The sequence below is a fragment of the Bacillus sp. SKDU12 genome (genome assembly GCF_010093085.1).
GTDB classification, from domain to species: domain Bacteria; phylum Bacillota; class Bacilli; order Bacillales; family Bacillaceae; genus Bacillus; species Bacillus mexicanus.
Genome location: NZ_MSRC01000003.1, coordinates 64757 through 91552 on the forward strand (window position 1 = coordinate 64757; position 26796 = coordinate 91552).

A 26796-nucleotide genomic window follows, 5' to 3' on the forward strand; every position below is an offset into this window, starting at 1 on the left:
TTTGCAAAATCTTTTTGCTTAACGTAAAAAGTATATCAAAAGTTGTGTTTTCCCTGTCAACTTTTATCTTCTGCTACACCAAAAAACGGTTCCCAAAACAAAGGGAACCGTTTTTTTAGCTTGATTTTCGTTTTTTCATTCCGTAATAAACAGGCAGTCCGGCAAGGCCGATGAGGATGGAGAATCCGCAGCTCAGTGTATCTGTGATAAGTGTGCTGCCTAACACAAAAAGTGATCCAGCGATGGCCACAATCGGCATAAGTGGATAAAGCGGAACACTGTATGCGCGCTTTTCTCCCTTTGTTTGCTTGCGGAGGATAAACACTGCAAAAAAAGCCATCACATAAAAAATGTAGATCATGAAAATAGAAATTTCCGAGAGCTTATCAGGGTTGCTGATCAGCATCATAATTAAAGACAAGACAATTTGGAAAGATATCGCGATCCATGGTGTGCGGAACCTCGGGTGCACATGTGACAGTTTTTCAGCAAATGGAAGCTGCTTACGTTCCGCCATTGCGTAGGATACACGCGGGAAAGAAAGGACCTTTCCGTTTAAGCAGCCGAAGATACTGACAATAATCCCAACACTGATCAGCTTTCCGCCGATTGAACCGAACAGCATGGTGGCAGCCGTGCTTGTCGCGTTTTCACCAAGTGTCACAATTTCGTTCGCAGACAGGATATGAAGCAATGCAAAATTAATGAAAATATAGATGGCTGTTACAATTAATAATCCGCCTGTCATTGCACGCGGCAGCAGTTTTTCAGGATTTTTCATTTCTCCGCCGAGAGCGGCCAGAAGAATCCATCCGTCGTAAGCAAACAGCGTAGCCAAAATGGCTGCCCCGAAGTTCATATCAGCAATGCTTTCGTTTACTGCTGTGAAAATGTGCTGATCGCCTTTCCAAAGGCCAAAGAGAATAATGCATGCAATCGGAATCAGCTTTCCGATCGTTGTCAGCGTTTGGACAAAGCCGCCGTATTTTGTACCGATCATATTAATGACGCATAAAAAGAGAACGGCTATGATTCCGATTACTTTTGATAGTCCAGATCCCCAGCCGAAAAGATTCGCCATTAAAGACCCAAAATATAAACCGAGTGCGCCGATAATCGCTGGGCCGTAAATGATAATCTGCACCCAGCCGCATAAAAATCCCCAAAACTCGCCGTATACTTCTTCAAGGTACGTATAAAGCCCTCCGGTTTTTGGGATCTGTGTGCCGATTTCCGCAATTGTTAAACCGCCCGCCAATGTTAAAATACCGCCTAACAGCCAGGCGAAAAGCGCTGTCTTAGAATCGCCTGAATAAGCGAGTACAGCTCCGGGTTTCATAAAAACACCTGAACCAATAATGGTTCCGATGACAAGAGTAAGGGCAAATAAGAGGCCTATCTCTTTTTTTAAACCGTTGTTTTCAGTATGCATGTCCTAAACCTCCTATGCTGGTGAAGCTTCATGATGCAAAATCTTTTTTCATATTGTAAACCCTATTTTAGAAAAGTGGAATAAAATAAATTTTCTGATTTTAGTTATTTTCTTTATTTTGGTGAAAAAAACTATAAGAATAGCTAGTGTAATCAATTATAAACGAATGAAAATAAGTGTTTTCGTCATTAAAGTTCGTGTTTGTTAATCGGATTTCAACCGACTCATAGGATGGGATGATAACTCCGCAAAATATCGAATTTTCTCTCAAGCTGATATGTTGACTTTCTCATGCGAATAAAATACCTTGTAATGAGAACAATCAAATCTATAACTATGATATAATATCTCGAAATCGAGATATATAACCTGGAGGGACATATATGAAAGTCAACGGTATCCATCACGTGTCAGCGTTAACGGCTGACGCACAAAAAAATGTAGATTTCTATAAGAAAGTATTGGGTTTAAAGCTCGTCAAAAAATCTGTTAATCAGGATGAACCGACAATGTACCATCTGTTCTACGGAGATGAAGTGGCAAATCCGGGAACTGAACTGACATTTTTCGAGATCCCCCGTATTGCGCCGTTTCATGCGGGAACAAACAGTATTTCTTCTATTGGTTTGCGCGTTCCTAGCACAGAAGCTTTACATTACTGGAAAGAACGTTTTGAAGAGCATCAGGTGGCGCATAGCGACATTGCGAAAAGAGCGGGACGTGACATATTGGCCTTCCAAGATCATGAAGGGCAGCGCCTTGTGCTGACTGCAGATGAGAAAGGAAAAGGATATGGGCTGGCTGTTAAACAGAGCGGCATTCCGGAAGAATTTTCATTTCGCGGATTAGGACCGGTTGAACTGACTGTGCCATACGCTGAACCGACCTTACACGTGTTGACGGATATCCTTGGATTTACAGAAATCAGCCGTGAAACTGTCGAAGGACAAGGAACCGCTGTTATTTTGGAATCAGGAGAAGGCGGGGCGGCAACTGAAATCCATCTCATAGAGAGAAATGATCTTCCGCGCGAGCGTCAGGGGAAAGGCAGTGTTCACCATGTCGCATTTCGTGTAAGAGATGAAGAAGAACTTGCCGGGTGGCATCAGATTATCAGCCGGGAAGGCTATAGCAATTCCGGCATCGTTGAACGCTACTACTTCAAGGCGCTGTATTTCAGAGAGCCGAACGGCATTTTGTTCGAGCTATCAACAGATGGACCGGGCTTTATGGTTGATGAAAACCTTGATGAACTTGGCCAAACGATCGCTCTTCCGCCATACCTTGAGCATCGGAGAGCAGAAATTGAAGCAAAACTCAAACCGATTCAATAAATGGTTGTTATTTGCCTTCCGGCGTTGCCGGAAGGCTTTTTTTATCATATGAGTGGAAGGAGGTTCGTTCGGGAAATGGCTTAAAGCGTATTGTGGCATGAAATGGTTTCGGCGAAAATATTGGCTTTGTTTATGAATGGTTTATTCAGATTTACTTATTACACTATTTCAAAGGTATACAAAAGGGCGAGCTGAAGAGCGTTCTTATCCTTAGCTTGCTCGCATCCACAGTAAATCCGCATGTTCAGTCACGCTGAAATGAAAACAGCAAAGCCTATAGATGTTATCCTAGGCTTTGCTGCATGTCAGCTGTTATATTGAGGTGCTTTTAAGAAACGCATGATGAGAGCCGTACCAGTCATGTTTAATAAAATACTGGCCCCTAGTGTAACTCCCCACATCAATGTGGATGCAGAAAGGTGAAAGCTCAGCAGCAGTAAAGACAATCCTGCGCAAATAATACCCAATCCAGTTTTCATGTCCATATCTCCTTCTTAAACGATGTCTCAGCAATAATGTCAGTTTATTTATATACGGGTATCTTGGCAAAAGGTTTCATAGAAAGATAGGTCTTTTGTTCAATAAAAAGCCTCAGGCCGTCTTTGCAGCCTGAGGCACTTTTTTTAAGAAGTTGTTTCTTCTTTTTGATCGAGTTTGATTTTTTTCGTCATTTTTTTGCCGTTTCTCAGAATCTTCACTTCTACAGTATCGCCGATGTTTGCGTCTTTATAAAGGATATTGCGCAATTCACTGCCTGTATTGATTTCTTTGCCTTTCAGGCTGATGATAATATCCTCCGCTTTCAAGCCGGCTTTTTCAGCAGGAGAGCCTGGAGCAACTTCACGAATGTATACGCCTTTATTCAGCTGATTGCCGAACAAGCCGAGTGTGCCTTCTTGATAGTTTTGCGGTACTTGCTCTAAATCAAGCATGCTGACACCGATATATGGACGTTCAATTTGCCCTTTTTTCAGCAATTCTTCAGCAATTGGTTTTACGTCATTGCTTGGAATGGCAAATCCGATCCCCTCGACATTATCTTCACTGATTTTCATGCTGTTAATGCCGGCAATTTTTCCGGATGTATTTAACAATGGCCCGCCGCTGTTACCTGGGTTAATGGCTGCGTCAGTCTGGATGACATTAATGCTCGTTTGGCCGGCCGATGTTGACATTGAAACCGTTCTGTCCACACCGCTTACAATTCCTTGTGTTACCGTACGGGACAGGTCTTTACCGAGCGGATCTCCAATCGCAATAACAGTCTCGCCTGTTCTGAGATCGGATGAATCACCGAAGTTTGCCACTTTAGTTACGTGGTCATCGCTGATTTGGAGGACTGCTAAATCTGTTAACGAGTCGCGTCCTACCAGCTTTGCTGCCACCTCAGTGCCGTCATATAAAGATACCTTCAAGGAAGATGCTCCTTCTACAACGTGGTTATTTGTAATGATATAAGCCTTGCCATTCTCTTTTTTGAAAATCACACCAGATCCTGAACCGCTTTCTGTATCTTCGCTTGAATCAGATGAATCAGAGCCGAACAAAGAGCTGTTTGGCTGCGCCTGAAGGTTTGTAATACCGACAATCGCCGGTGAAATGCCTTCGACCATATCTGTAATTTTAGAAGAATCTTCGCTCTTGAATGCAGACGAGCTTTTATCAGATTCAGAGGATGTGTTTTTAGGTGTAACAGACTCTGTTTGCTGCTGGCTGGATGATTGTTTGGCAGTGTCCTGCGAATGATGGTCGCCGAGCGGTGTAAACGTGTAAATCCCAAGGGCGAGACTGCCGCCGATCACTCCGCCAAGCAGCGGTCTGAACCATCCAAACCCTCGTTTTTTCTTCTCTTGGTCATGAATGACATTGCGGGCAGAGTAGGAGGTATTCTGCTCGTTCTCTTTCGCTAGAAAGACCTCATTCTCATTGCCTTCCGTTCTGTTTTTATCCATCATGTTCACTCCGTTTCTCTATATTCACTAGTTTCGATTGAATTATGATAGGTTTATGACTTGAGTTTATCATAAACAAAAACTGTGGGATAAAAATGAAAATATTATGGGAAATTGTGAAAAAGTGCGAAAAACGATACACTTCATATTATATATGAAAGGACTGAGTCGATGGAACAGGTTGGGTTGATTGGATATGGCAGCATGGCTGATATGATCGCAAGGCAGCTGTTGAAGCAAGAACAAATCAAGGAGCACGAACTCTTTATTGACACAAGAACGAAGGGAAAGCGGCTGCATGCGCTGGCGGCGGATTATCCCGAGGTGTCGATTGATTCGCTTGAGAACTGGGCGGGAATGTGCCGTTTGATTTTTATATGTGTTCCGCCGCTGAATGTTATTGAGACGCTGCGCCGCCTGTGCCCGTATGTGAGTAGGAGCACCCATATCGTCTCCATTGCCGCCGGTGTGCCGCTGTGTCTTTTGGAGGCTGAAACGGAAGCCGGGATATCGCGTTTCATTCCCGCCATTCTAGCTGAAGCAGAAGCGGGCATCTCGCTTGTCGTTCACAGTGAAGCGCTGGCAGCGGATAAAAAAGAACGTTTAAATGAACTGTTATCGGTTTTCAGCCGTGTGCGAGAAATTGAAGAATCGAATGTGGATGCCGCCAGCAATTTGACGAGCTCTGCACCAGGATTTATAGCTGCCATCTTCGAAGAATTGGCGCTGTCTGCTGTCAGGAACAGCGGCCTGTCCGAAGAAGAAGCCTTTGATTTTCTGATTCATTCATTATACGGGACTGGCAAGCTGCTGATCGAAAAGAAGATGTCTATTGAGGAAACGCTGGAACGTGTCGCAACGAAAGGCGGGATTACAGGAGAGGGAGCTGAGGTGATATACGCCTCCTTGCCGGATGTCTTTGATGAAATGTTTGAAAGAACCTTGAACAAATATAAGCGGCTTACAGAACAGGCGGAGAAACAAACATGAATCCTTGAAAGAGGATTCTTTTTTATCACTGAATCGTCATGATTTTCCTAAGCTATATTGCAATTCACCTCTTATTTTAATATAATTTGTTGGAATATTCATAATTCGGTAAAAAAGGAGGAGCTTTATGAAACTGTACATGTCAGTAGATATGGAAGGCATTTCTGGTCTCCCGGACGATACCTTTGTGGATTCTGGGAAGCGCAATTATGAACGCGGACGGCTTATCATGACTGAAGAAGCAAACTGTTGTATTGCCGAAGCGTTTAACAGCGGGTGTACCGAGGTGCTGGTCAATGACAGTCATTCGAAGATGAATAATCTGATGGTTGAAAAGCTTCATCCTGAAGCAGACTTGATTTCCGGTGACGTCAAACCATTTTCAATGGTAGAGGGACTGGATAATACGTTTACAGGCGCTGTGTTTCTCGGTTACCATGCGAGAGCTTCGACTCCCGGGGTGATGTCACACAGCATGATTTTCGGCGTCCGTCATTTTTACATAAACGATCAGCCTGTCGGTGAGCTCGGGTTAAATGCATATGTTGCCGGTTATTACGATGTCCCGGTGATAATGGTAGCAGGAGACGACCGGGCGGCGAAGGAAGCGGAAGAGCTCATTCCGAATGTGACGACAGCTGCTGTCAAGCAAACCATTTCAAGATCGGCAGTGAAGTGCTTGTCCCCTGCGAAAGCCGGCCGGCTGCTGACAGAAAAAACCGCATTTGCTTTGCAGAATAAAGATAAAGTTAAACCGCTCACACCGCCTGACAGACCGGTTCTCAGCATTGAATTTGCGAATTACGGTCAGGCTGAATGGGCGAATCTGATGCCGGGAACTGAAATCAAGCCGCAAACCACAACCGTTCAATTTCAAGCGAAAAACATGCTTGAAGCCTATCAGGCGATGCTTGTCATGACCGAGCTTGCGATGCGGACATCATTTTGCTAAAGGGGTGTTTTAGGCGTTGGCGCGATACGTGATGAAGCGTTTTGGGACAATGGCAGCTACAATTTTGGTGATTACCACCCTGACTTTTGTTCTCATGAAGGTCATTCCCGGATCTCCTTTTAACGAGGAGAGAGGCACAAATGAAGCCGTTCAAAAAAATCTCGAAGCTTACTATCACTTAGACGATCCTCTCATTTTCCAATACATCATCTACCTAAAATCCATCATAACATTCGATTTCGGACCTTCCATTAAAAAACCGTCAGACAGCGTAAATGATATGCTTGAACGCGGATTTCCCGTTTCTTTTGAGCTTGGAATGGCAGCGATTGTCATTGCTGTAATCTCTGGGCTCGTGTTGGGCGTAATCGCCGCCCTTCGCCGCAATGGCTTTTTGGACTACGCTGCGATGAGTTTAGCTGTACTTGGCATTTCCATCCCGAATTTTATTCTGGCAACATTGCTCATTCAGCAATTTGCTGTCAATCTCAAACTATTTCCCGCGGCCACATGGACGAGCCCGATTCATATGGTGCTTCCGACCGCAGCGCTTGCTGTAGGACCGATGGCGATCATCGCCAGGCTGACACGGTCAAGTATGGTCGACGTCTTGACACAGGATTATATCCGCACAGCAAAAGCAAAAGGGCTTTCTCCGTTCATCATTATCGTAAAACACGCACTCAGAAATGCACTCATGCCCGTCATTACCGTCTTAGGCACACTTGTCGCCAGTATCTTAACAGGAAGCTTTGTCATTGAAAAAATCTTTGCCATACCGGGAATGGGAAAATATTTTGTTGAAAGCATGAATCAGCGGGACTATCCCGTGATTATGGGAACGACCGTTTTTTACAGCGTCATTCTGATCATCATGCTTTTTTTGGTCGACTTGGCCTACGGTTTTTTAGACCCGCGCATTAAACTGCATAAGAAAGGGTGAAGTGTGTGAATCTCCCTGTACAAACGGAAGAACGCCAGACCAAGCAGCACATTCAGGTGCCGGATGAGTGGTTTGTTTCAAATCAAGAAAAGAATCGGGAAGCCGATTCGGTCAAACGGCCGAGTTTGTCTTACACGCAGGATGCCTGGAGGAGGCTGAAAAAAAATAAATTAGCGATGGCGGGACTTTTTATACTTTTATATCTTTTTGTCATGGCGGTGATCGGGCCCGTTTTATCACCCCACAGTGTCGCGAGTCAATCGCTGACAGGGCAAAATCTTCCGCCCTCTGCTGATCATTGGTTCGGCACCGATGAGCTCGGCCGGGATGTGTTTACCCGAACATGGTATGGAGCGAGGATTTCGTTATTTGTCGGCGTGATGGCGGCGCTGATTGATTTTGTGATCGGTGTCATTTACGGAGGTGTTGCCGGCTATAAAGGCGGCAGGATTGACAATATCATGATGCGGATTATTGAAGTGCTGTACGGGTTGCCATATCTGCTCGTTGTCATATTGCTGATGGTGCTGATGGGGCCGGGGCTGGGCACTATTATTGTAGCACTGACAGTGACCGGATGGGTCGGCATGGCGAGAATTGTAAGAGGCCAAGTGCTTCAAATGAAAAATAATGAATACGTACTCGCTTCGAAAACCTTTGGTGCGAAAACCTTCCGCATTATCCGAAAAAATCTGCTGCCGAATACAATGGGAGCGATCATCGTACAAATGACATTAACCGTACCTGCCGCTATTTTCGCAGAATCCTTTTTAAGCTTTCTCGGCCTCGGCATACAGGCTCCGTTTGCCAGCTGGGGGGTGATGGCAAATGACGGTCTGCCTGCGATTTTGTCTGGGCATTGGTGGCGCCTGTTTTTTCCGGCCTTTTTTATCTCCTTGACGATGTACGCGTTTAATGTGCTTGGAGACGGATTGCAAGATGCGCTCGACCCTAAGCTGAGGAGGTAGCTCTATGGAAAAAGTGCTGTCAGTCAAAAATCTGCACGTTTCTTTTACGACTTACGGGGGCATGATTCAGGCAGTCAGAGGGGTGAGCTTTGATTTGTATCGAGGTGAAACCTTTGCAATCGTCGGTGAATCCGGCTGCGGCAAAAGTGTCACCTCCCAAAGCATCATGGGCCTGCTTCCGCCCTATTCAGCCAATGTAACAGAAGGCAGCATTTTATTTGAAAACAAAGACCTTTGCCGTCTTTCTGATAAAGAAATGAGGAGCATAAGGGGAGCCGACATTTCTATGATTTTTCAAGATCCGATGACAGCGTTAAATCCGACGCTGACAATCGGAGACCAGCTGCGGGAGGCGCTCCTTCGCCATAAAAATATGAGCAAAAAGGCGGCGAGGGAAGAGGTGCTTTCCATGCTGTCATTGGTCGGTATTCCCGACCCCGAGCAGCGTCTAAAACAGTATCCTCACCAATTCAGCGGCGGCATGAGACAGCGGATTGTGATTGCGATGGCGCTGATCTGTGAGCCTGACATTCTAATCGCAGACGAACCGACTACCGCACTTGACGTGACCATTCAGGCACAGATTTTAGAGCTGTTTAAAGAGATTCAGAGAAAAACGAATGTGTCTGTCATATTGATTACCCATGATTTAGGGGTGGTGGCCCAGGTTGCTGACAGAGTCGCAGTTATGTATGCCGGAAAAATAGCAGAGATTGGCACGAGAAAAGATATTTTTTATCAGCCGCAGCACCCTTATACAAAAGGGCTTTTGAACTCTGTTGCGCGTCTTGATCTGGATGGTGTGGAGCTGGTTCCGATTGACGGAACGCCGCCGGATTTATTTTCACCTCCGCCAGGCTGCCCGTTTGCCGCCCGCTGCCCGAATAGAATGATCGTGTGTGACAGGGTATACCCGGGCCAGACAATCAGATCTGACACGCACACTGTCAGCTGCTGGCTGCAGGATCAACGGGCCGAGCGTGCGATGCTGCACGGAGGTGCGAAGAAGTGATCATGAAAAGGGGGAAGAGGATGAAACGTGTAAAAAAGCTATCGGGAATGGGTTTGGCATTGGGACTGTCGTTTGCGCTAATGGGATGTACTGCAAACGAACAGGCCGGAAAAGAAAACGGTAATGATAAAGCAAAAACAAGCGGGGAAAAGGTGCTGTATGTAAATAACGAAAATGAACCGACCTCGTTCGATCCGCCAATCGGTTTTAATAATGTGTCATGGCAGCCGTTAAACAACATCATGGAGGGGCTGACACGCCTTGGAAAAGAAAATGAGCCTGAGCCTGCGATGGCAGAAAAGTGGTCTGTATCAAAGGATCAAAAAACCTATACATTTACGATTCGAGAAAATGCGAAATGGACAAACGGAGATCCGGTTACGGCCGGAGATTTTGAATATGCGTGGAAACGGATGCTTGATCCGAAGAAAGGTGCTTCCTCTGCGTTTCTTGGCTATCTCATTGAAGGCGGCGAGGCATATAACAGTGGGAAAGGGAAAAAAGAGGATGTGAAGGTGACGGCAAAAGACGATCGGACCCTTACAGTCACACTTGACGCCCCGCAAAAATATTTTTTGAGCGTCGTGTCCAACCCGGCTTATTTTCCGGTAAACGAAAAGGTCGATAAAGAACAGCCAAAATGGTTTGCAGAGGCGGATACATTTGTCGGGAACGGTCCGTTTAAGCTGACGGAATGGAAGCATGATGACAGCATCACAATGGAGAAAAGCGACACATATTGGGATCAAGATACCGTGAAGCTTGATAAAGTGAAATGGGCGATGGTCAGTGACAGAAATACAGATTACCAGATGTTTCAGTCCGGGGAGCTGGATACCGCTTATGTCCCCGCAGAGTTAAGCGATCAGCTGATGGATCAGGATAACGTCAATGTTGTTGACCAGGCAGGCCTCTATTTCTATCGATTTAATGTCAATATGGAGCCGTTTCAAAATGAAAATATCAGAAAAGCCTTTGTGATGGCTGTCGATCAAGAGGAAATTGTAAAGTATGTCACGAAAAATAACGAAAAACCAGCATACGCCCTTGTATCGCCTGGCTTTACGCAGCCTGACGGCAAGGATTTCCGTGAAGCGGGCGGAGACCTCGTCACGTCTAACCAAAGCAAAGCGAAGCAGCTGCTCGAAAAGGGCATGAAGGAAGAACATTATGACAAGCTCCCTGAAATTACTCTTACTTACAGCACAAAGCCAGAGCATAAAAAGATTGCCGAGGCGATCCAGCAAAAATTGAAAAATGCTCTTGGAGTCGATGTGAAGCTGGCCAATATGGAGTGGAACGTATTTTTAGAGGATCAAAAAGCGCTGAAATTCCAATTCTCCCAAAGCTCATTTTTGCCTGACTACGCGGACCCTATCAGTTTTCTAGAAGCCTTCCAAACGGGAAATTCGATGAACCGCACAGGCTGGGCCAATCAAAAATATGACCAGCTGATCAAGGAGGCGAAGCATGAAGCTGATGAAAAAACGCGTTTCTCTCTTATGCATCAAGCGGAAAAGCTGTTGGTCAATGAAGCGCCGATCATGCCGGTATATTTCTATAACCAGGTCAATCTGCAAAACGAACATGTAAAGGGAATTGTCAGGCATCCTGTCGGCTATATCGATTTAAAATGGGCAGATAAAAACTGATGCCGGCAATTGAGAAAATACTGCTTCTTTCTGCGAGGGAGCGGTATTTTTTCTCTTTTTTGCACGTATACGTAGGGTGCAGAGCAAATGAAAGGAGTGATTCAGTTGAATCACAAGCCGAAAGCGCTGAAAAAGGGTGACACAGTTGGCGTGATCGCGCCCGCAAGCCCGCCTGATCCAAAAAAGCTGGAAACCGCGCTTTTATTTTTAGAAGAACTCGGTCTTCAGGTAAAACTGGGCAAGGCGCTGAAAAGCCAGCACGGCTATTTAGCGGGACAGGATAATGACCGGCTGGCTGATTTCCATGAGATGTTCAGAGACGAGAAGGTAAAAGCAGTGCTATGCGCATGCGGGGGCTTTGGGACAGGACGTATCGCCGCCGGAATTGATTTCAGCTTAATCCGCAAACATCCTAAAATCTTTTGGGGGTACAGCGATATTACGTTTTTACATACCGCCATTCATCAAAACACAGGCCTTGTCACCTTCCACGGCCCGATGCTCAGCTCAGATATTGGCCTTGATGACGTTCATCCGCTGACAAAAGCATCGTATGAGCAGCTCTTCCAAGAGACGGAATGTGCTTATACAGAAGAGCTTTCGCCGCTGACTGAGCTTGTTCCCGGAAAAGCCGAGGGCGCGCTTGCCGGAGGAAATCTCTCTTTACTGACGTCTACGCTGGGCACGCCGTTTGAAATTGATACGAAGGGGAAGCTTCTGTTTATTGAAGATATAGACGAGGAGCCGTATCAAATCGACCGAATGCTGAATCAGCTGAAATTGGCAGGAAAGCTGACGGACGCCGCAGGAATCCTTGTTTGTGATTTTCACAACTGTGTCCCTGTGAAGAGGGAGAAATCTCTGTCGCTTGAGCAGGTGCTTGATGACTATATTGTTTCGGCGGGCAAACCAGCTCTGAGAGGATTTAAAATCGGCCACTGTTCCCCGAGTTTCGCTGTTCCGATTGGTGCACATGCTGCCATGAATACAGCAGCAAAAACTGTCGTCATCGAGGCGGGCGTTTCAGAAGGGGCGCTAAAGACATGAACATCACTCAAATCGAAACAAACCGAGTCGCTGTTCCTTTGACAAAACCGTTTAAAACCGCGCTTCGCACTGTGTATACGGCTGAATCAGTGATTGTAAGAATCACATATGACAGCGGTGCAATCGGCTGGGGAGAAGCGCCTCCGACAGTCGTGATTACAGGAGACAGCATGGATAGCATTGAAAGTGCCATCCACGATGTTTTGAAGCCGAAACTGCTTGGAAGAAGCCTGTCTGGCTGGGAGGCCATTCTGCAAGACATACAGCACCTCCTTACAGGAAACCAGAGCGCGAAGGCGGCTGTAGAAATGGCAGTTTACGACGGCTTGGCACAAATGTGCGGACTGCCGCTTTACCGTATGCTTGGCGGATACCGAGATACGCTGGAAACGGATTATACTGTCAGTGTCAACCCACCTAAAGAGATGGCAGCGGATGCCGAAACATATGTCAAACAAGGCTTTCACACACTGAAAATAAAGGTCGGAAAAGATGAGATTGCAACAGATATCGCCCGTATTCAGGAAATTAGAAAACGAGTCGGGCGAGCCGTAAAACTTCGTTTAGACGCCAATCAGGGGTGGAAGCCGAAAGAAGCCGTAACTGCGATTCGGAAAATGGAAGATGCCGGTCTTGAGATTGAGCTTGTTGAGCAGCCTGTTCATAAAGATGATCTTGCGGGGCTTAAAAAGGTGACAGATGCGACAGACACGCCGATTATGGCCGATGAAAGTGTTTTTACGCCGGGGCAGGCGTTCGAAGTTCTTCAAACCCGGAGCGCTGACTTGATTAATATTAAATTAATGAAAGCTGGCGGCATCAGCGGAGCAGAAAAAATCAATGCCATGGCTGAGGCGTGCGGGGTGGAGTGTATGGTCGGCAGCATGATTGAAACGAAGCTGGGCATTACGGCCGCTGCACATTTCGCGGCAAGCAAAAGAAACATCACGCGCTTTGATTTTGACGCGCCGCTGATGCTGAAAACAGATGTCATCAACGGCGGCATCACATACAGCGGCAGCACAATTGCGATACCTGACAGGCCTGGTCTCGGCATCACTGGTGCTGCGCATTTGAAAGGGGAAATAGAGCAATGATGCACACTGTCATATCAGCAGTGGCCAACATCTGGACAGCGCCTGATTCACCGCGTCCGCTAGATCAAGCGATGCTCCGTCCGACTGTTTTGATCAGAGAGTGGCTGGAGCGGATGACATATGATGAGCGGCTTGGATTATGTACAGACAATGTGATCCAAACTCAAGTGCTTTTTGGCGAAAAGGTGCTGGTCACAGCGGAGCAGGGTGATTGGGTTTCTGTCATTGTACCGGGCCAGCCATCCCGAAAAGATCCGCGCGGATATCCGGGTTGGATGAAAAAGAATCAGCTGAAAAAAACAAGTCCTATCCATACACAACACGATGTCATGATCAGCAAACCTGCAGCCTTTTTGTACAAAAGCAATGGGGAAAAGGAGATCGAAATGAGCTTTTTGACACTTCTTCCCTTCATAACTGAGGAAAACGGATATAGTAAGGTTTCAACCGTTTTCGGAGAACGGTTTGTGAAGCAGACTGATACAGTGCCTGTCAGCAAACAGAAAGGGACTCCGGCAGACATCGTTCAAACGGGAGCGCTTTTTCTCGGGCTTCCCTACCTGTGGGGAGGGATCAGCGGGTTTGGGTTTGATTGCTCCGGGTTTATGTACAGCATTTTCAAAGCCAATGGCTACAGCATCCCGCGTGATGCGGGAGATCAGGCAAAGGCGGGGAAGGACATCCCGCTTGATGGAATGAAAACTGGCGACCTGCTGTTTTTTGCTTATGAAGAAGGAAAAGGAGCGATTCATCACGTCGGTCTATCCATCGGCGATGGGAAAATGCTTCATTCTCCAAAGACGGGAAAATCAATCGAAATCCTTACATTAAAAGAGACAATTTATGAAAAAGAACTTTGTGCGGTCCGCCGCTGTTTTTCAGAATAAGGAGGAAGACAAATGACGCCACCGCCTTTATTAGAGGTCAGTCAGCTGAAAATGCATTTTGACGCAGGGAAAAAGCGGATAGTCAAAGCTGTCGATGGAGTCAGCTTTCAGATCCATGAAGGGGAAACGTTCGGGCTTGTTGGAGAATCAGGGTGTGGGAAATCAACATTAGGGAGAGTGCTGATGCGACTGTATCAGCCGGCAGAAGGAAGTGTGAAATACCGCGGCATGAATCTTCACAGACTGAGTGAGAAAGAGCAGTTTGTCTTCAACCGCAAGCTGCAGATGATTTTTCAGGACCCCTATGCTTCACTGAATCCGCGCATGACCGTTCGAGAGATCATTTTGGAGCCGATGGAAATTCACAATCTTTACAATACTCATAAAGCGCGGCTCCTGGTCGTGGACGAGCTGCTTGAGGCGGTGGGACTTCACCCCGATTTTGGCAGCCGCTACCCCCATGAATTCAGCGGGGGACAAAGACAGAGAATCGGGATTGCCAGAGCACTGTCGCTGAATCCTGAATTTATCGTAGCGGACGAACCGATTTCTGCACTTGATGTCTCTGTTCAAGCACAGGTGGTCAACCTGCTGAAGAGGCTTCAAAAAGAGAAAGGGCTTACGTTTTTATTTATTGCCCACGATCTTTCGATGGTGAAGCATATTAGTGACAGGATCGGTGTCATGTACTTAGGGCACATGATGGAAATCACAGAGAGCGGCACTTTGTATCGCGAACCGCTGCACCCCTATACAAAAGCGCTATTATCCTCGATTCCGATTCCTGATCCTGAGATGGAGGACAAGCGTGAGCGCATTCTCTTAAAAGGGGAGCTTCCGAGCCCCGTCAATCCCCCGAGCGGCTGCGTGTTTCAGACACGCTGTCCGGAGGTGATGCCTGAATGCGGGAAATTCCGTCCGCAGCTTCAGGAAATTGAAGCGGGCCGATTTATCGCTTGTCACTTGTATCAAAATGCTGAAACGTCAGGAAAGCTGAGATAGACAAAAAAGACTGGCGTTTGGAGCCAGTCTTTGCTTTACTCATTGATGTAAAAATGTCACACAAACAGGATAAGGGACAGAAACAGTTGATGGAAGCACTGTCAATCGACCGGTTTCTTTGTCTCGTTCAAATAGGACAAGGTTGCCTGTTTCTTCATTTGAAGCCACAAGGAACGCTTCCGTTGGATCAAGTGCAAAGTCACGAGGCCAGTTTCCTTCTGTTGATACTCTTTCCACGAAAGCCAGCTCGCCTGAGTATTGATTTATTTCAAATACAGCGATACTATCATGGCCGCGGTTTGCGACGTACACAAAACGGCCGTCCTGTGTGACACAAATTCCGCTTCCTTGGCTATTATCAGTGAAATCATCAGGGATCGCTGAGACAACCTGAATTTCTCTAAATTCGCCTGGTGTTGGATTGTATTCAAGCGCAATCACTTCATTGCTTAATTCTGTCATCACATATGCGTATTTTTCTTTCGGATGAAAGGCGATATGGCGAGGACCTGCGCCGGGAGCGAAGGAATGGCTTCCGAATTCGGTCAATTCGCTGTCTTTCATTTTATAGGTGTACAGCTTATCGGTCCCTAAGTCAATCGCTACGACATAGTTATGCTCAGGTGTGAATCCCGCGTAATGTGCGTGTGGTTTTTCCTGTCTTTCGTGCGGTCCTTTTCCTGTGTGAGCGGCTTCTGAAGAAAAGGATTGCAAGCTTCCGTCTTTCTGGATCGGAAAAGCATGCACCTTACCGCTATGGTAATTGGAGGTCAGTACAAATTGATTTTGATCATCAACGCTTACATGGCATGGTGATGGACCATCAATTAACTGATGATTCAGAAATGTCAATCCGCCGCTGTTTTTATCGATTTGATAGGCGGCGACTCCGCCTTGGCCGTCTGTTTTTTCAATGGAATAAAGAATCGTGTTGTCTTTATTCGGCGTCACATATGTCGGGTTGCCCAGCTTAGCGGCAAGCTTTGGCTCGCTGAGTGTTTTTTTCTCAGTATCAAGCTCAAATGAATAAATTCCTTCGCTTCCGCCTTTTGTATACGTTCCAACATATCCTATGTATTTTGTCATGCGATATCCCCCTTAAAAAATGATGTCATCTCTATTCTAACGCATCTTAATAAAATAAGCTGTTCAAAACATGTAAAAGGGGAAGATTCTTCATTCATCACGAAGAAGCGGCATCGTACAGCATCTGAAGGAGCCGCCTGATTTAATAATTTCTGACAGGTCAATTTCAATGATGTGATAGCCTCTTTCCGATAACTGTTGATTTACATGGCGGTTGCTAGGGAGGCTGATGATCGTTTTTCTCCCGATTGACAGGACATTGGTGCCAAGCGCAAATTGTTCGTCCTCAGGCACCTCAATGAGATCATAGCGTTTTGCCAGCATATCTGTCGCCTCAGATTCAAGGGCTTGTGGATAAATGAGCGCTTCGCTTTCAGATATAATGTTAAATACACAGTCTAAATGTAAAAATTTCTCGTGAAGTTTTACAGGAACGATCGTATAGTCAGGCAGCGCCTCTTCCAGCTGGCCGATAGCTGACAAGTCAGTGCGTTGGCTGATTCCGACATAAACAATGTCACCATCGATAATAACATCCCCGCCTTCAATGCTAGTATCAAGCATACGGGTGTAAGAAATGTCTTGACTGTGAAAAAATTCTGTTATGACGGCTTCTTCTCCTTGGCGAATCGGTTCAGTCATGCTCGAGAGAAAGACTTTTTCTCCAATAACAAACCCTATATCCCGGGTGAAGACTTGTTCTGGGAGTCCCTCGCGGACGGGCAATAGAATGACTTCGATGTTATGTGACCTGAGTGCTTCAACTAAGCGGCTGTGCTGATCTATGGCGGTTTTAACATGAATATTGTCTTCTTCAAAATGTTTCTGGGTTTCGTTTATGATATTTTTTATGGTCATATGCTCGGGCTTGCATAAAATGACTTTCTGAAGTGTGCCGTATTCCGTTTGGCATCCTGTTTTGTGCTGATGTTTCTGGATGGATACATCCATTGTTTCTCCTCCTGACTGTGTGAAGAATACATTTATTATTCCCTTAACATGAAAATGATTAAACGTTTTAATAAGAAAACCTGACAGGTAATTTTAAATTTTAGACAAATGGATGAGAATATTGTTTAATAGGAGAATATGAGTGTACTTTTGCAAAACGATCAGACATCAAAGGGGAGAAAGGTATGGAGACACCAGAAACAAAATATTGCAAAGAATCAAAGGTTGTAAAAACTTGCAGGGTGTTCCCGCTTGATACAAACAACCATAATACCCTATTTGGCGGAAAATTAATGAGTTACATTGACGACATTGCGTCTATTTCTGCGGCGCGCCATTGCAGACAGGAAACCGTAACAGCTTCAATGGACTCTGTGGATTTTCTCAAGCCGATCGGGCAAAAGGAATCTGTCTGCCTGGAGTCCTATGTGACATGGGTCGGCACATCCTCGATGGAGGTGTTTGTAAAAGTCATTAAAGAAAACCTGATGACTGGTGAAAGGGAGCTCGCCGCTACATCCTTTTTGACATTTGTTGCATTAGATTTAAATGGTAAGCCGTTGCCTGTACCGAGAGTTGTACCGGAAACAGAAGAAGAAATGATGCTACATAATACAGCGGTTCAGCGCGCCAGCCATCGAAAGAATCGCAAAAAACACAGCCAGGCGCTTGCAAATGCGCTCGGAATTGAAAAGCCATGGTAAAGCAATAAAGCAAAACCCAAAACAGATCATCTGTTTTGGGTTTTTTTGCGCTTTTCATCTTTCTGATGGTTAGTTCGTTTTTGCTAGGGGACGATATAAAAAAGCAACAATTGTCACGTTAAATTGATAATTTTGTGACAACTTTATTAAAGATTCATTTTATATATATCTTTTAGTCGTTACATCATGTATTTTAAAGATATATTCTAAATACATCTTTTGAAAGGATTGTTTATACGATGTTAGATAACAAAACAATCGAAATTATTAAAAGCACTGTACCCGTATTACAACAGCATGGAGAAACGATTACTGGCCGTTTCTACGATTTGATGTTCCAAGACCACCCAGAGCTTTTGAACATTTTTAACCAAACAAATCAAAAAAAGAAAACTCAGCGCGCTGCCCTTGCAAATGCTGTTATAGCAGCAGCGGCAAATATTGACCAGCTCGGAAATATCATTCCGGTCGTCAAACAAATCAGCCATAAGCACCGCAGCATCGGGATTAAGGCTGAACATTATCCGATCGTCGGCAAATATTTGCTGATTGCCATTAAAGATGTTCTGGGCGACGCTGCGACACCAGACATTATGCAGGCATGGGAGAAAGCGTACGGCGTAATCGCTGATGCATTTATCGGAATTGAAAAAGACATGTATGAGCAGGCGGAGCAGCAAGCCGGCGGCTGGAAGGAGTATAAGCCATTTGTCGTTGCGAAAAAAGAGCAGGAAAGTAAAGAAATCACATCCTTCTACCTGAAACCGGCAGACGGCAAGCCGTTACCTGAATTTAAAGCAGGACAGTATATCAGCATCAAAGTGCGGATTCCTGATTCTGAATATACGCATATTCGTCAATACAGCCTGTCAGATATGCCGGGTAAAGACTATTATCGAATTTCAGTGAAAAAAGACGGTGTCGTGTCTACTCATTTACACGATGGAGTGCGTGAGGGAGATTCAATAGAGGTCAGCGCACCTGCAGGAGACTTCATTTTAGATTCTTCAGCACAAAAAGATCTTGTTTTAATCAGTGCCGGGGTTGGCATTACACCGATGATCAGCATGCTGAAAACGTCTGTTTCCAAGCAGCCTGAACGGCCGATTTTATTCATTCATGCTGCGAAAAACAGTGAATATCACGCATTGCGCCATGAGGTGGAGGAAGCGGCAAACCATTCTTATGTCAAAACAGCTTTTGTGTATCGAGAGCCGACAGAGGAAGACCGTGCTGGTGATCTTCAATTTCATGAAGGGCAGATTGATCAGCAGTTCCTCAAAGAACTGATTGCCAACACTGATGCGGATTATTACATTTGCGGTTCATCATCATTTATTACCGCAATGCATAAACTTGTAGAAGAACTCGGATCAGCGCCGGAGTCTATCCATTATGAGCTGTTCGGCCCGCAATTAAGCATAGCGCAGTCCGTGTAAACACATACATGTAAACTCTTCTCCTTTCAAGAGAAGAGTTTTTTTATTGAAATAGGGACAATGCTTTTTTCACCATCTGGACAATCACTGATCCACCGCCGCTTGGGCAAACACGATTTTGCTTTCTTACATCGTCCTCAGCCAGTCATGCTCCATTTTCAGTTCTAAACCCGCTGGCTTGATGTAAGACTCGTTAAATGGACATTCGTTTGCATACATTTCTTTCTTGTTGAGCTTCCAAACTTCACTTTCTATAATGCTTTGTGCAACTGGACTTTAGCAGCGGTATGATGCATAAAGGTTTTTCCTCTTGGAGACACTAGGCTCGATATGACGAGCGGATGGAGGTAACGGTCAGTGTTATGGATGGTCTGGGTATTTTTACTGAAGCCAGTTATCGTATTTTTAATTGCCTATATTTTGTTTCGGCTTGCCGGTAAAAAAGCCGTATCGCAAATGAATAATTTTGATTTGCTTTTGACCTTCGCAATCGGAACCATTATTAGTGAGCCGATTCTTACATCCAAGCTGCCGATGTCGATTTATTATGCGGGCTCTTTTTTGGTGCTTTATCTGCTGATGAGCAAGCTCTCTCTTTCTAATAAATGGCGCTGGCTGCTGGTCGTAAGCCCGACTGTCTTAATCCGAAATGGAGATATTGATGAACACGGACTGCGTAAAGAAAGGCTGACGATTAATGAACTGCTCGGCAAGCTGAGGGAAAAAGGCTATGCTGATCCGGCCGACATTGACCTAGCCATTATTGAAGAAACAGGAGAAGTCAGTGTTATCCCCAAAAAAGAAGCGAGAGCGGTGCAGGTGCGGGATTTACATATGGAAGCTGAACGGAATTTTATCCCGATTCCGCTCATACTTGATGGCGAAATCCTTGATCATAATTTGAAATACCTCCAAAAAAATCGATCATGGCTATTTGAGAAGCTTGAGGAAAAAGGATACAGCCCTAAATTACTGTCCTCGATCACGCTTGGCACGATGAATGCCCGCGGTGATGTATCGCTTGATTTGAATACCTCAAATGAACCGCAGCATGATCCTTATTTATATAAACCGGGAAATAACAATTAAGATTGCTCTCTAGTTTTAACGAGAGCTTTTTTCTTTTTTAAAAGGGAATTTTTGTTTGGCGTCAAATGTACCTAGTTAGGAGGGGAACTGAACATGAAGGACTTATCTATTAGACACGGTATGGCGCCGACGGTCAGTCTTCTGTATTCCGCAGTGGAAGAAAACAGTCTCCGTCTGGCTTCTATCGTAGGTCACATGACACACAGTGAACTTTACTATAAGGGGCGCTGCCAAACAAAAAACAGCACGGCCCAGCTTTTGCATCATATCACAAATGTTGATATCAGATGGGTCTGGCGAATCAAGGAAAACCGGATACCGGATCATATTGAACAGGCATACGGCTCGATGACAGATGAAAGCGGACGGCTGCTAGAACCGGTGAATCAGCCCGGATTAAATGAGCTCCTGAAAAGACATCAGCTCGTGGAAAATGAGCTGAAATCGGTTTGTCACACCTTAACTGAAAATGATTTGCATCAGCCGCTAATTTTCGATAGCGACACCGCGACCGTACGGTGGGGCATTTGGCATATGGCGGATCATAACCGCTATCATCAAGCACATATTGAAGCTCTCAAAAAAGAATGGAAGCAGGATGCGGCGAAATATGAGCGCTAAAACGAAACTTGTGACCGATCGCATTCGCTTGCGCTGTGTGGAAGACCGGGATCAAGCCTCTTTGTTTGAGCTTTTTAACGATCCTGACGTCATGAAATATTATTCCGGTTTAAAAGATAAGAGGCAAACCCGAGAGTGGATCAACTGGAACAAAAGAAATGAAAAAGGGTACGGCGTCAGTTTGTGGATTGCCGAAGATAAGCGGACAGGGGACTTTTTAGGACAATGCGGCATCGTTCCCCAGCAGGTCGAAAATCAAACAATAATGGAAATCGGCTATATGTTTGCCCGCCGCCACTGGGGAAACGGCTATGCGCACGAAGCGGCTCGGGCATGCCTTGACTACGGCTTCAACGAGCGGCAGTTCGGCAAAATGGCGGCATTGATTGACCCGGATAACACAGCGTCCATACGGGTAGCGGAGAAAATCGGCATGTTTTATGAGAGGACGATCAGAAAGTGGAATAAACCGATCGCGGTATATGAAAGAAAATCTTACAATTGAAAGAAAAAGTCAAGTTATAGTATCATAATATCAGATAAAGTTTTCTAGGGTTCCGCATGTCAATGGATATGGTCTGGTCCGAGAGAAAACACATACGCGCAAATAGAGGCGTGTATGCACACGGAGGGAAAAAAGCCCGGGAGAGTCAATCTCATGTGAGACGACTGTCCGGGGTTTTTTTGTTTTCAGTAAATCTGATCAGAAAGAAAGGAATGACTTGAAATGAAATGGGGATTGGTCGTGCTTGCTGCCATTTTCGAGGTTGTTTGGGTAGTAGGTTTAAAGCACGCTGACTCAGCCTTAACATGGAGCGCCACTGCCGTTGGCATCATAGTCAGCTTTTATCTTTTAATGAAGGCGGCAAACCGTCTGCCTGTCGGGACCGTATATGCCGTCTTTACTGGACTTGGCACGGCAGGAACGGTGCTGAGTGAAATTATTCTTTTTCATGAGCCGGTTGGGTGGCCGAAACTTTTGTTAATTGGTGTGCTCCTAGTCGGTGTAATGGGGTTGAAGCTTGTGACACAGGATGGGACAGAGGAAAAAGGAGGCGAGGCGTAATGCTGCATTGGATCAGTTTATTGTGCGCAGGCTGTATGGAAATGGCCGGCGTGGCCCTTATGAATCAATATGCGAAGGAAAAAAGCGTGAAATGGGTGCTGTTGATCATTGTTGGTTTTGCCGCCTCATTTTCCTTGCTGTCGTATGCAATGGAAACCATTCCGATGGGCACGGCTTACGCTGTCTGGACAGGCATTGGCACAGCAGGCGGCGCACTCATCGGGATCCTTTTTTACAAGGAGCCGAAGGACGCCAAACGAATCTTCTTTATCGCCTTGATTTTATGCTCGGCCGTTGGTTTAAAAATTCTGTCATAAATTGATTTTTATCAAATCTTCAGTATAATGGATAAATAGTTTAGACTTACAAAGATAAAGAGGGATTATTCATGAAATCATATATGGCTCAGCGGTTAAACGATTATCGTGACGGAAATGAGGATAAAGGGCGCCTTTTGGTCAGCTGTCCCGATCAGCCGGGGATTGTCTCAGCGGTTTCCGCGTTTTTATTTGAACACGGCGCCAATATTATAGAATCCAATCAATATACGACAGACCCAGAAGGCGGCCGATTCTTCCTGAGAATCGAATTCGACTGCAAGGGCATTCGTGAGAAAAAAGAAACCTTGCGGAAGGCATTTGCGTCTGTTGCAGAAACATTTGACATGACGTGGAGCTTAACATCGGCGAGCGAGCTGAAGCGTGTCGCCATTTTTGTTTCAAAGGAGCTTCACTGCCTGCATGAGCTGATTTGGGAATGGCAAACCGGCAATCTCATGGCGGAAATTGCTGTTGTCATCAGCAATCATGAGGAAGCGAGAGAGCTGGTTGAAAGGCTGGATATTCCATTCCACTATATGAAAGCGAATAAAGACATCAGAGCGGAAGTCGAAAAGAAGCAGCTTGAACTGCTTGAGCAATATAAGATTGATGTGATCGTGCTTGCACGCTACATGCAGATCTTAACCCCTGACTTTGTTTCCGCTCATCCGAATCGCATCATCAATATTCATCATTCATTCCTGCCTGCTTTCATCGGCGCGAATCCGTATAAACGGGCTTACGAGCGCGGCGTAAAACTGATCGGCGCGACATCTCACTATGTCACAAACGATCTTGATGAAGGACCAATTATTGAACAGGATATTGAGCGCGTCGACCACCGTGATAATGCGGAAGCGCTAAAAAACATCGGAAGAACAATTGAGCGAAGCGTGCTTGCCCGTGCTGTGAAGTGGCATTTGGAAGACCGCGTTATCGTGCACGAAAATAAAACAATCGTCTTTAATTAGACTGCAAGAGCCCGCGCCTGCGGGCTCTTTTTGGTGGCGAAAAACCTTGACAAGCGGCCGTTTTCTTTGCATAATATAAAAAAATCATTGAGCGTTGAAGAGGATTAGTAAGCAGACCTTTCTGCGACAGAGAGCAAAATGAATCGCTGAAACATTTTGCCGCATGAAACCTGCCGAACCTGCCTTGGAGTCTTAGGGGGAAAACCTAGGCGCGTAACCTGGCGTTACAGGAAAGCGGAGCGTGCATCAGCGCGCTCAATCAAGGTGGTACCACGGAAACCCATTTCGTCCTTATGAATCAGGATGAAATGGGTTTTTTTATTGCAAGTTGGCTGGCGAAGAGCCGCGGAGGAGAATAAATGAAAAAACAAAGAATAGTAGTGAAAATAGGAAGCAGCTCGCTTACGAACAGCAATGGGAGCATCGATGAGTCGAAAATCAGAGAGCATGTTCAGGCCATTACTTTGTTGAAAAAAGCGGGACATGAAATCATTCTAATTACCTCGGGAGCTGTAGCGGCAGGATTTGCCTGCCTCGGCTATCCATCCCGTCCTGTGACCATTAAAGGAAAACAGGCAGCGGCAGCGGTCGGACAAACATTATTAATGCAGCAATATATGAATCAATTCAAACAATACGCACTGACTCCAGGGCAGATCCTTTTAACGAGAAATGATTTTTCGAAGAGAGAACGGTATCGAAACGCGTATGCGACGATTATGGAATTACTGGAACGGGGTGTCGTTCCGATTATCAATGAAAACGATTCAACATCTGTAGAAGAATTGACATTTGGGGATAATGACATGCTTTCTGCGTTAGTCAGCGGATTAATTCATGCGGATCAGCTCATCATTCTCACTGATATAAACGGGCTGTATGATGCCAATCCGGCTGAAAATCCTGAGGCGAAACGATTTGATGAGTTGCCGGAGATCACGCCCGAATTACTGGGATATGCGGGCTCAGCCGGATCAAAGGTCGGCACCGGCGGCATGAGATCAAAGCTGTTAGCCGCTCAAACCGCGCTGTCTCTTGGGGTGAAAGTATTTATTGGAACTGGCAGCGGAGAGCAAAAGCTTGCGGACATTTTGGAAGGGAGGGGAGACGGCACATATATCGGAGACAAGGAATTGTCCTCTGTTAACAATACGAGACAGTGGATTCAATTCCACTCGCCGATAGCAGGAGAGATTCTTATTGATGCGGGTGCCGAGGAAGCGATGATCCATAACGGGAGCAGCTTGCTGCCGGCTGGCGTCATAGGCGTAAATGGAAACTTTCCGAAAGGGGCGGTCGTCGAAGTCAGGGGACCGGGCGGCGTGATCGGCAAAGGCCAGACACATTACACCTCCGAGGAGATTATGGAGGCCAAAGGCAAACGAAGTCATGAACTGGATGTTGAGAAAACGTTTGAGGTTATTCATAGGAATGACTGGGTCCATTTAAAAGACTGGGAGGCGGAAAAATGAGCGAGGTTTCTGTAAAATCAAAGCAGGCGAAAGAAGCGGCAGCCGAAATGATCATGAAGACAACGGACGAGAAGAATGAGGCGCTCAGTCTCATTGCAAACGGACTCCGCAACGAACTGGATTTTCTCTTGTCAGAGAATGCAAAAGACATTGAGAACGGAAAAGAAAATGGGTTCACACCGAATATCATTGACCGTCTCACACTGGATGAAAAACGCATTCGTGATATCGCAGACGCGGTGGAGCTCTTAATAGACTTGGCAGACCCGGTAGGCGAATCTCTTGAAACGATTGAAAAGGAAAACGGCCTGTTTATTGAAAAAATCCGCGTGCCGCTCGGTGTTGTCGGAATGATTTATGAGGCGAGGCCAAATGTCACAGTTGATGCGGCTACCCTCTGCTTGAAGACAGGAAACGCGGTTGTCCTGCGGGGGAGCTCCTCAGCCATTCACAGCAACAAAGCGCTCGTCAGTGTTATTCACAGAGCACTTGAGCAATCAGCCCTTCCGATGAACGCTGTGCAGCTGATTGAGGATACGAGCAGAGAGACGGCAAAAGAGCTCTTTACGTTAAATGATGGTTTAGACGTATTGATCCCGCGCGGAGGCAAGAAGCTGATCGATCTCGTTGTCAAAGAATCAACCGTTCCTGTATTAGAAACCGGTGCCGGAAACTGCCACATTTTCATTGATGAAACGGCCAAATCGCAAATGGCAGAAAGGGTTGTCGTAAACGCCAAAACGCAGCGCCCTTCCGTATGCAATGCGATTGAATCGTTGCTGATCCATAAAGCATGGGCGAAGCAGCATGGGAAAGAATTGCTGGCGCAGCTGGAAAACGCAGGGGTGGAGATTCGCGGCGATAAATTTGTATGCGAGCTTCACCCTTCAAGCAAACAAGCGTCAGAAGAAGATTGGGAAACTGAATTTTTGGCGCCGGTTATTAGCGTAAAGACGGTTGCGAACGTTCAAGAAGCTGTGAAGCATATTCAACAATACGGCACCAATCATTCTGAAGCCATTTTAACTGAAAATGGAAAAAACGCGGCTTATTTTCAAACGGCTGTTGATGCTGCGGCTGTCTATCATAATGCATCAACCCGTTTCACAGACGGTTTTGAATTCGGCTACGGAGCCGAAATCGGCATCAGCACGCAAAAACTTCATGCAAGAGGGCCGATGGGACTTCCTGCACTGACTTCTACAAAATACATCATTAAAGGAACAGGACAAATCCGCGAATAGCGGGTAAAAGGCTTATCTCATAACGGGATAAGCCTTTTTTATACGGGGAAAATTGACACCGGCATATATATTGTGTAAAATTAAATTGTACACAATATATATAGGAGGCTACAAACATGAGTCAGCCATTATTTACAGCAACTGTATCAGCGGTAGGAGGAAGAGAAGGAAAGGTGATTTCATCAGACCGCGTTCTTGAACTTGATGTCGCAATGCCCGGAACACCGAGAGCGAAAAAGTTAGAAAAAGCGACAAATCCGGAGCAGCTGTTTGCGGCAGGTTACGCAGCTTGCTTTGACAGTGCCCTGCAGCTTGTTGCAAGAACAGAACGGACGAAAGTAGAGACAGAGGTGACAGCGCATGTCAGCCTGTTAAAAGATGAAGCAGATCAAGGCTATAAACTGGGTGTGACGCTGCAAGTAAAGGGAAGAGGAGTCAGCGTCTCAGAATTACAGACATTAGTGCAAAAAGCACACGGCGTTTGCCCATACTCAAAAGCAACCGCCGGAAACATCGATGTTACGCTTGAAATAGCTGAATAAGAGAAAAAGAGGATGCCTCGTAT

General features: G+C 45.7%; 27 protein-coding genes, 1 riboswitch and 1 other annotated feature. Of the genes, 22 read left to right on the forward strand and 5 right to left on the reverse strand.

The features are described 5' to 3' along the window. Positions 1–115: 115 nt before the first annotated feature. The gene (gene steT / locus BTW01_RS01605) at positions 116–1432 is read right to left on the reverse strand and encodes a serine/threonine exchanger (RefSeq protein ID WP_162101295.1); all 1317 of its coding nucleotides are present in this window, start codon (positions 1430–1432) and stop codon (positions 116–118) included. A gap of 383 nt (positions 1433–1815) precedes the next feature. Here steT and BTW01_RS01610 point away from each other — a divergent pair, with 383 nt between their 5' ends. Continuing rightward, positions 1816–2766 carry a ring-cleaving dioxygenase gene (locus BTW01_RS01610; protein WP_162101296.1) on the forward strand — a complete coding sequence of 317 codons (951 nt, stop codon included), beginning with the start codon at positions 1816–1818 and terminating at the stop codon, positions 2764–2766. A gap of 305 nt (positions 2767–3071) precedes the next feature. Here the strand turns inward: BTW01_RS01610 and BTW01_RS18240 are convergent, their stop codons facing one another. Continuing rightward, on the reverse strand, positions 3072–3245 hold the full coding sequence (locus BTW01_RS18240) for a hypothetical protein (protein WP_202923584.1): 174 nt from the start codon (positions 3243–3245) through the stop codon (positions 3072–3074). Between the two features lie 144 nt (positions 3246–3389). Continuing rightward, the gene (locus tag BTW01_RS01615) at positions 3390–4721 is read right to left on the reverse strand and encodes a S1C family serine protease (protein ID WP_162101297.1); all 1332 of its coding nucleotides are present in this window, start codon (positions 4719–4721) and stop codon (positions 3390–3392) included. Between the two features lie 168 nt (positions 4722–4889). Here BTW01_RS01615 and proG point away from each other — a divergent pair, with 168 nt between their 5' ends. The 10 genes from proG to BTW01_RS01665 all read left to right on the forward strand — a co-directional run bounded on the left by proG (position 4890) and on the right by BTW01_RS01665 (position 15268). Beyond that, a complete protein-coding gene (proG, locus tag BTW01_RS01620; RefSeq protein ID WP_162101298.1) occupies positions 4890–5708 on the forward strand; it encodes a pyrroline-5-carboxylate reductase ProG in 819 nt (272 codons plus the stop codon). A 127-nt stretch (positions 5709–5835) separates the two neighbouring features. Next, complete coding sequence (dppA, locus tag BTW01_RS01625; protein WP_162101299.1) at positions 5836–6660, forward strand: D-aminopeptidase DppA; 825 nt, start codon at positions 5836–5838, stop codon at positions 6658–6660. A gap of 16 nt (positions 6661–6676) precedes the next feature. Next, complete coding sequence (dppB, locus tag BTW01_RS01630; RefSeq protein WP_162101300.1) at positions 6677–7603, forward strand: dipeptide ABC transporter permease DppB; 927 nt, start codon at positions 6677–6679, stop codon at positions 7601–7603. 5 nt (positions 7604–7608) lie between these two features. Then, entirely contained in the window at positions 7609–8571 is a 963-nt protein-coding gene (dppC, locus tag BTW01_RS01635) for a dipeptide ABC transporter permease DppC (RefSeq protein WP_162101301.1), read from the forward strand. Positions 8572–8575: 4 nt separating this feature from the next. After that, positions 8576–9583 carry an ABC transporter ATP-binding protein gene (locus tag BTW01_RS01640; RefSeq protein ID WP_162101302.1) on the forward strand — a complete coding sequence of 336 codons (1008 nt, stop codon included), beginning with the start codon at positions 8576–8578 and terminating at the stop codon, positions 9581–9583. 2 nt (positions 9584–9585) lie between these two features. Continuing rightward, positions 9586–11235 carry a peptide ABC transporter substrate-binding protein gene (locus BTW01_RS01645; protein ID WP_162101789.1) on the forward strand — a complete coding sequence of 550 codons (1650 nt, stop codon included), beginning with the start codon at positions 9586–9588 and terminating at the stop codon, positions 11233–11235. Positions 11236–11322: 87 nt separating this feature from the next. After that, positions 11323–12282 carry a S66 peptidase family protein gene (locus BTW01_RS01650; protein ID WP_162101303.1) on the forward strand — a complete coding sequence of 320 codons (960 nt, stop codon included), beginning with the start codon at positions 11323–11325 and terminating at the stop codon, positions 12280–12282. Continuing rightward, on the forward strand, positions 12279–13379 hold the full coding sequence (gene ykfB / locus BTW01_RS01655) for an L-Ala-D/L-Glu epimerase (protein WP_162101304.1): 1101 nt from the start codon (positions 12279–12281) through the stop codon (positions 13377–13379). The genes BTW01_RS01650 and ykfB overlap by 4 nt, the downstream gene beginning before the upstream one ends. Further along, positions 13376–14266 carry a C40 family peptidase gene (locus BTW01_RS01660; protein ID WP_162101305.1) on the forward strand — a complete coding sequence of 297 codons (891 nt, stop codon included), beginning with the start codon at positions 13376–13378 and terminating at the stop codon, positions 14264–14266. Before ykfB ends, BTW01_RS01660 begins: the two co-directional genes overlap by 4 nt. 12 nt (positions 14267–14278) lie before the next feature. Beyond that, positions 14279–15268 carry an ABC transporter ATP-binding protein gene (locus BTW01_RS01665; protein ID WP_162101306.1) on the forward strand — a complete coding sequence of 330 codons (990 nt, stop codon included), beginning with the start codon at positions 14279–14281 and terminating at the stop codon, positions 15266–15268. 39 nt (positions 15269–15307) lie between these two features. Here BTW01_RS01665 and BTW01_RS01670 read toward each other — a convergent pair whose 3' ends face one another. Both BTW01_RS01670 and BTW01_RS01675 read right to left on the reverse strand, forming a co-directional pair. Next, entirely contained in the window at positions 15308–16354 is a 1047-nt protein-coding gene (locus BTW01_RS01670; protein WP_162101307.1) for a lactonase family protein, read from the reverse strand. 90 nt (positions 16355–16444) lie between these two features. Then, complete coding sequence (locus BTW01_RS01675) at positions 16445–17305, reverse strand: dimethylarginine dimethylaminohydrolase family protein (protein ID WP_162101308.1); 861 nt, start codon at positions 17303–17305, stop codon at positions 16445–16447. A 185-nt stretch (positions 17306–17490) separates the two neighbouring features. Here BTW01_RS01675 and BTW01_RS01680 point away from each other — a divergent pair, with 185 nt between their 5' ends. The 11 genes from BTW01_RS01680 (at position 17491) to BTW01_RS01730 (ending at position 26773) form a co-directional block, all read left to right on the forward strand. Continuing rightward, complete coding sequence (locus tag BTW01_RS01680) at positions 17491–18009, forward strand: acyl-CoA thioesterase (protein WP_162101309.1); 519 nt, start codon at positions 17491–17493, stop codon at positions 18007–18009. Between the two features lie 239 nt (positions 18010–18248). Further along, entirely contained in the window at positions 18249–19448 is a 1200-nt protein-coding gene (gene hmpA / locus BTW01_RS01685) for an NO-inducible flavohemoprotein (protein ID WP_162101310.1), read from the forward strand. A 357-nt stretch (positions 19449–19805) separates the two neighbouring features. Further along, positions 19806–20537: a DUF421 domain-containing protein gene (locus BTW01_RS01690; RefSeq protein WP_162101311.1), complete on the forward strand. Its 732-nt coding sequence runs from the start codon at positions 19806–19808 to the stop codon at positions 20535–20537. Positions 20538–20630: 93 nt separating this feature from the next. Next, positions 20631–21158, forward strand: a complete 528-nt coding sequence (locus tag BTW01_RS01695) for a DinB family protein (RefSeq protein WP_162101312.1) — start codon at positions 20631–20633, stop codon at positions 21156–21158. Further along, positions 21148–21663 (forward strand): GNAT family N-acetyltransferase, encoded by a 516-nt coding sequence (locus tag BTW01_RS01700; RefSeq protein ID WP_162101313.1) that lies wholly within the window; start codon positions 21148–21150, stop codon positions 21661–21663. The genes BTW01_RS01695 and BTW01_RS01700 overlap by 11 nt, the downstream gene beginning before the upstream one ends. A gap of 33 nt (positions 21664–21696) precedes the next feature. After that, positions 21697–21808: riboswitch (guanidine-I (ykkC/yxkD leader) on the forward strand. A gap of 77 nt (positions 21809–21885) precedes the next feature. Then, a complete protein-coding gene (locus BTW01_RS01705) occupies positions 21886–22224 on the forward strand; it encodes a DMT family transporter (RefSeq protein WP_162101314.1) in 339 nt (112 codons plus the stop codon). Beyond that, the gene (ykkD, locus tag BTW01_RS01710; protein ID WP_162101315.1) at positions 22224–22541 is read left to right on the forward strand and encodes a multidrug efflux SMR transporter subunit YkkD; all 318 of its coding nucleotides are present in this window, start codon (positions 22224–22226) and stop codon (positions 22539–22541) included. The genes BTW01_RS01705 and ykkD overlap by 1 nt, the downstream gene beginning before the upstream one ends. Before the next feature lie 71 nt (positions 22542–22612). Next, entirely contained in the window at positions 22613–23515 is a 903-nt protein-coding gene (gene purU, locus BTW01_RS01715) for a formyltetrahydrofolate deformylase (RefSeq protein WP_162101316.1), read from the forward strand. An 85-nt stretch (positions 23516–23600) separates the two neighbouring features. Continuing rightward, positions 23601–23811, forward strand: a binding site (T-box leader). A gap of 63 nt (positions 23812–23874) precedes the next feature. Beyond that, positions 23875–24987, forward strand: a complete 1113-nt coding sequence (gene proB, locus BTW01_RS01720; protein WP_162101317.1) for a glutamate 5-kinase — start codon at positions 23875–23877, stop codon at positions 24985–24987. Beyond that, complete coding sequence (gene proA, locus BTW01_RS01725; protein WP_162101318.1) at positions 24984–26231, forward strand: glutamate-5-semialdehyde dehydrogenase; 1248 nt, start codon at positions 24984–24986, stop codon at positions 26229–26231. The genes proB and proA overlap by 4 nt, the downstream gene beginning before the upstream one ends. Before the next feature lie 116 nt (positions 26232–26347). Continuing rightward, positions 26348–26773: an organic hydroperoxide resistance protein gene (locus BTW01_RS01730; RefSeq protein WP_162101319.1), complete on the forward strand. Its 426-nt coding sequence runs from the start codon at positions 26348–26350 to the stop codon at positions 26771–26773. Positions 26774–26796: the final 23 nt, after the last annotated feature.

What these genes read in the sequence shown, in the direction of transcription:
- ykfB (WP_162101304.1), top strand. Translation starts at nt 12,279, where the DNA reads ATGAACATCACTCAAATCGAAACAAACCGAGTCGCTGTTCCTTTGACA.
- BTW01_RS01670 (WP_162101307.1), bottom strand. Translation starts at nt 16,354, where the DNA reads ATGACAAAATACATAGGATATGTTGGAACGTATACAAAAGGCGGAAGC.
- BTW01_RS01640 (WP_162101302.1), top strand. Translation starts at nt 8,576, where the DNA reads ATGGAAAAAGTGCTGTCAGTCAAAAATCTGCACGTTTCTTTTACGACT.
- BTW01_RS01730 (WP_162101319.1), top strand. Translation starts at nt 26,348, where the DNA reads ATGAGTCAGCCATTATTTACAGCAACTGTATCAGCGGTAGGAGGAAGA.
- BTW01_RS01660 (WP_162101305.1), top strand. Translation starts at nt 13,376, where the DNA reads ATGATGCACACTGTCATATCAGCAGTGGCCAACATCTGGACAGCGCCT.
- dppA (WP_162101299.1), top strand. Translation starts at nt 5,836, where the DNA reads ATGAAACTGTACATGTCAGTAGATATGGAAGGCATTTCTGGTCTCCCG.
- BTW01_RS01675 (WP_162101308.1), bottom strand. Translation starts at nt 17,305, where the DNA reads ATGGATGTATCCATCCAGAAACATCAGCACAAAACAGGATGCCAAACG.
- hmpA (WP_162101310.1), top strand. Translation starts at nt 18,249, where the DNA reads ATGTTAGATAACAAAACAATCGAAATTATTAAAAGCACTGTACCCGTA.
- proG (WP_162101298.1), top strand. Translation starts at nt 4,890, where the DNA reads ATGGAACAGGTTGGGTTGATTGGATATGGCAGCATGGCTGATATGATC.
- BTW01_RS01610 (WP_162101296.1), top strand. Translation starts at nt 1,816, where the DNA reads ATGAAAGTCAACGGTATCCATCACGTGTCAGCGTTAACGGCTGACGCA.
- steT (WP_162101295.1), bottom strand. Translation starts at nt 1,432, where the DNA reads ATGCATACTGAAAACAACGGTTTAAAAAAAGAGATAGGCCTCTTATTT.
- BTW01_RS01680 (WP_162101309.1), top strand. Translation starts at nt 17,491, where the DNA reads ATGGAGACACCAGAAACAAAATATTGCAAAGAATCAAAGGTTGTAAAA.
- BTW01_RS01645 (WP_162101789.1), top strand. Translation starts at nt 9,586, where the DNA reads ATGAAAAGGGGGAAGAGGATGAAACGTGTAAAAAAGCTATCGGGAATG.
- BTW01_RS18240 (WP_202923584.1), bottom strand. Translation starts at nt 3,245, where the DNA reads ATGAAAACTGGATTGGGTATTATTTGCGCAGGATTGTCTTTACTGCTG.
- BTW01_RS01695 (WP_162101312.1), top strand. Translation starts at nt 20,631, where the DNA reads ATGAAGGACTTATCTATTAGACACGGTATGGCGCCGACGGTCAGTCTT.
- purU (WP_162101316.1), top strand. Translation starts at nt 22,613, where the DNA reads ATGAAATCATATATGGCTCAGCGGTTAAACGATTATCGTGACGGAAAT.
- BTW01_RS01650 (WP_162101303.1), top strand. Translation starts at nt 11,323, where the DNA reads ATGAAAGGAGTGATTCAGTTGAATCACAAGCCGAAAGCGCTGAAAAAG.
- ykkD (WP_162101315.1), top strand. Translation starts at nt 22,224, where the DNA reads ATGCTGCATTGGATCAGTTTATTGTGCGCAGGCTGTATGGAAATGGCC.
- BTW01_RS01615 (WP_162101297.1), bottom strand. Translation starts at nt 4,721, where the DNA reads ATGATGGATAAAAACAGAACGGAAGGCAATGAGAATGAGGTCTTTCTA.
- proB (WP_162101317.1), top strand. Translation starts at nt 23,875, where the DNA reads ATGAAAAAACAAAGAATAGTAGTGAAAATAGGAAGCAGCTCGCTTACG.
- BTW01_RS01665 (WP_162101306.1), top strand. Translation starts at nt 14,279, where the DNA reads ATGACGCCACCGCCTTTATTAGAGGTCAGTCAGCTGAAAATGCATTTT.
- proA (WP_162101318.1), top strand. Translation starts at nt 24,984, where the DNA reads ATGAGCGAGGTTTCTGTAAAATCAAAGCAGGCGAAAGAAGCGGCAGCC.
- BTW01_RS01705 (WP_162101314.1), top strand. Translation starts at nt 21,886, where the DNA reads ATGAAATGGGGATTGGTCGTGCTTGCTGCCATTTTCGAGGTTGTTTGG.
- BTW01_RS01700 (WP_162101313.1), top strand. Translation starts at nt 21,148, where the DNA reads ATGAGCGCTAAAACGAAACTTGTGACCGATCGCATTCGCTTGCGCTGT.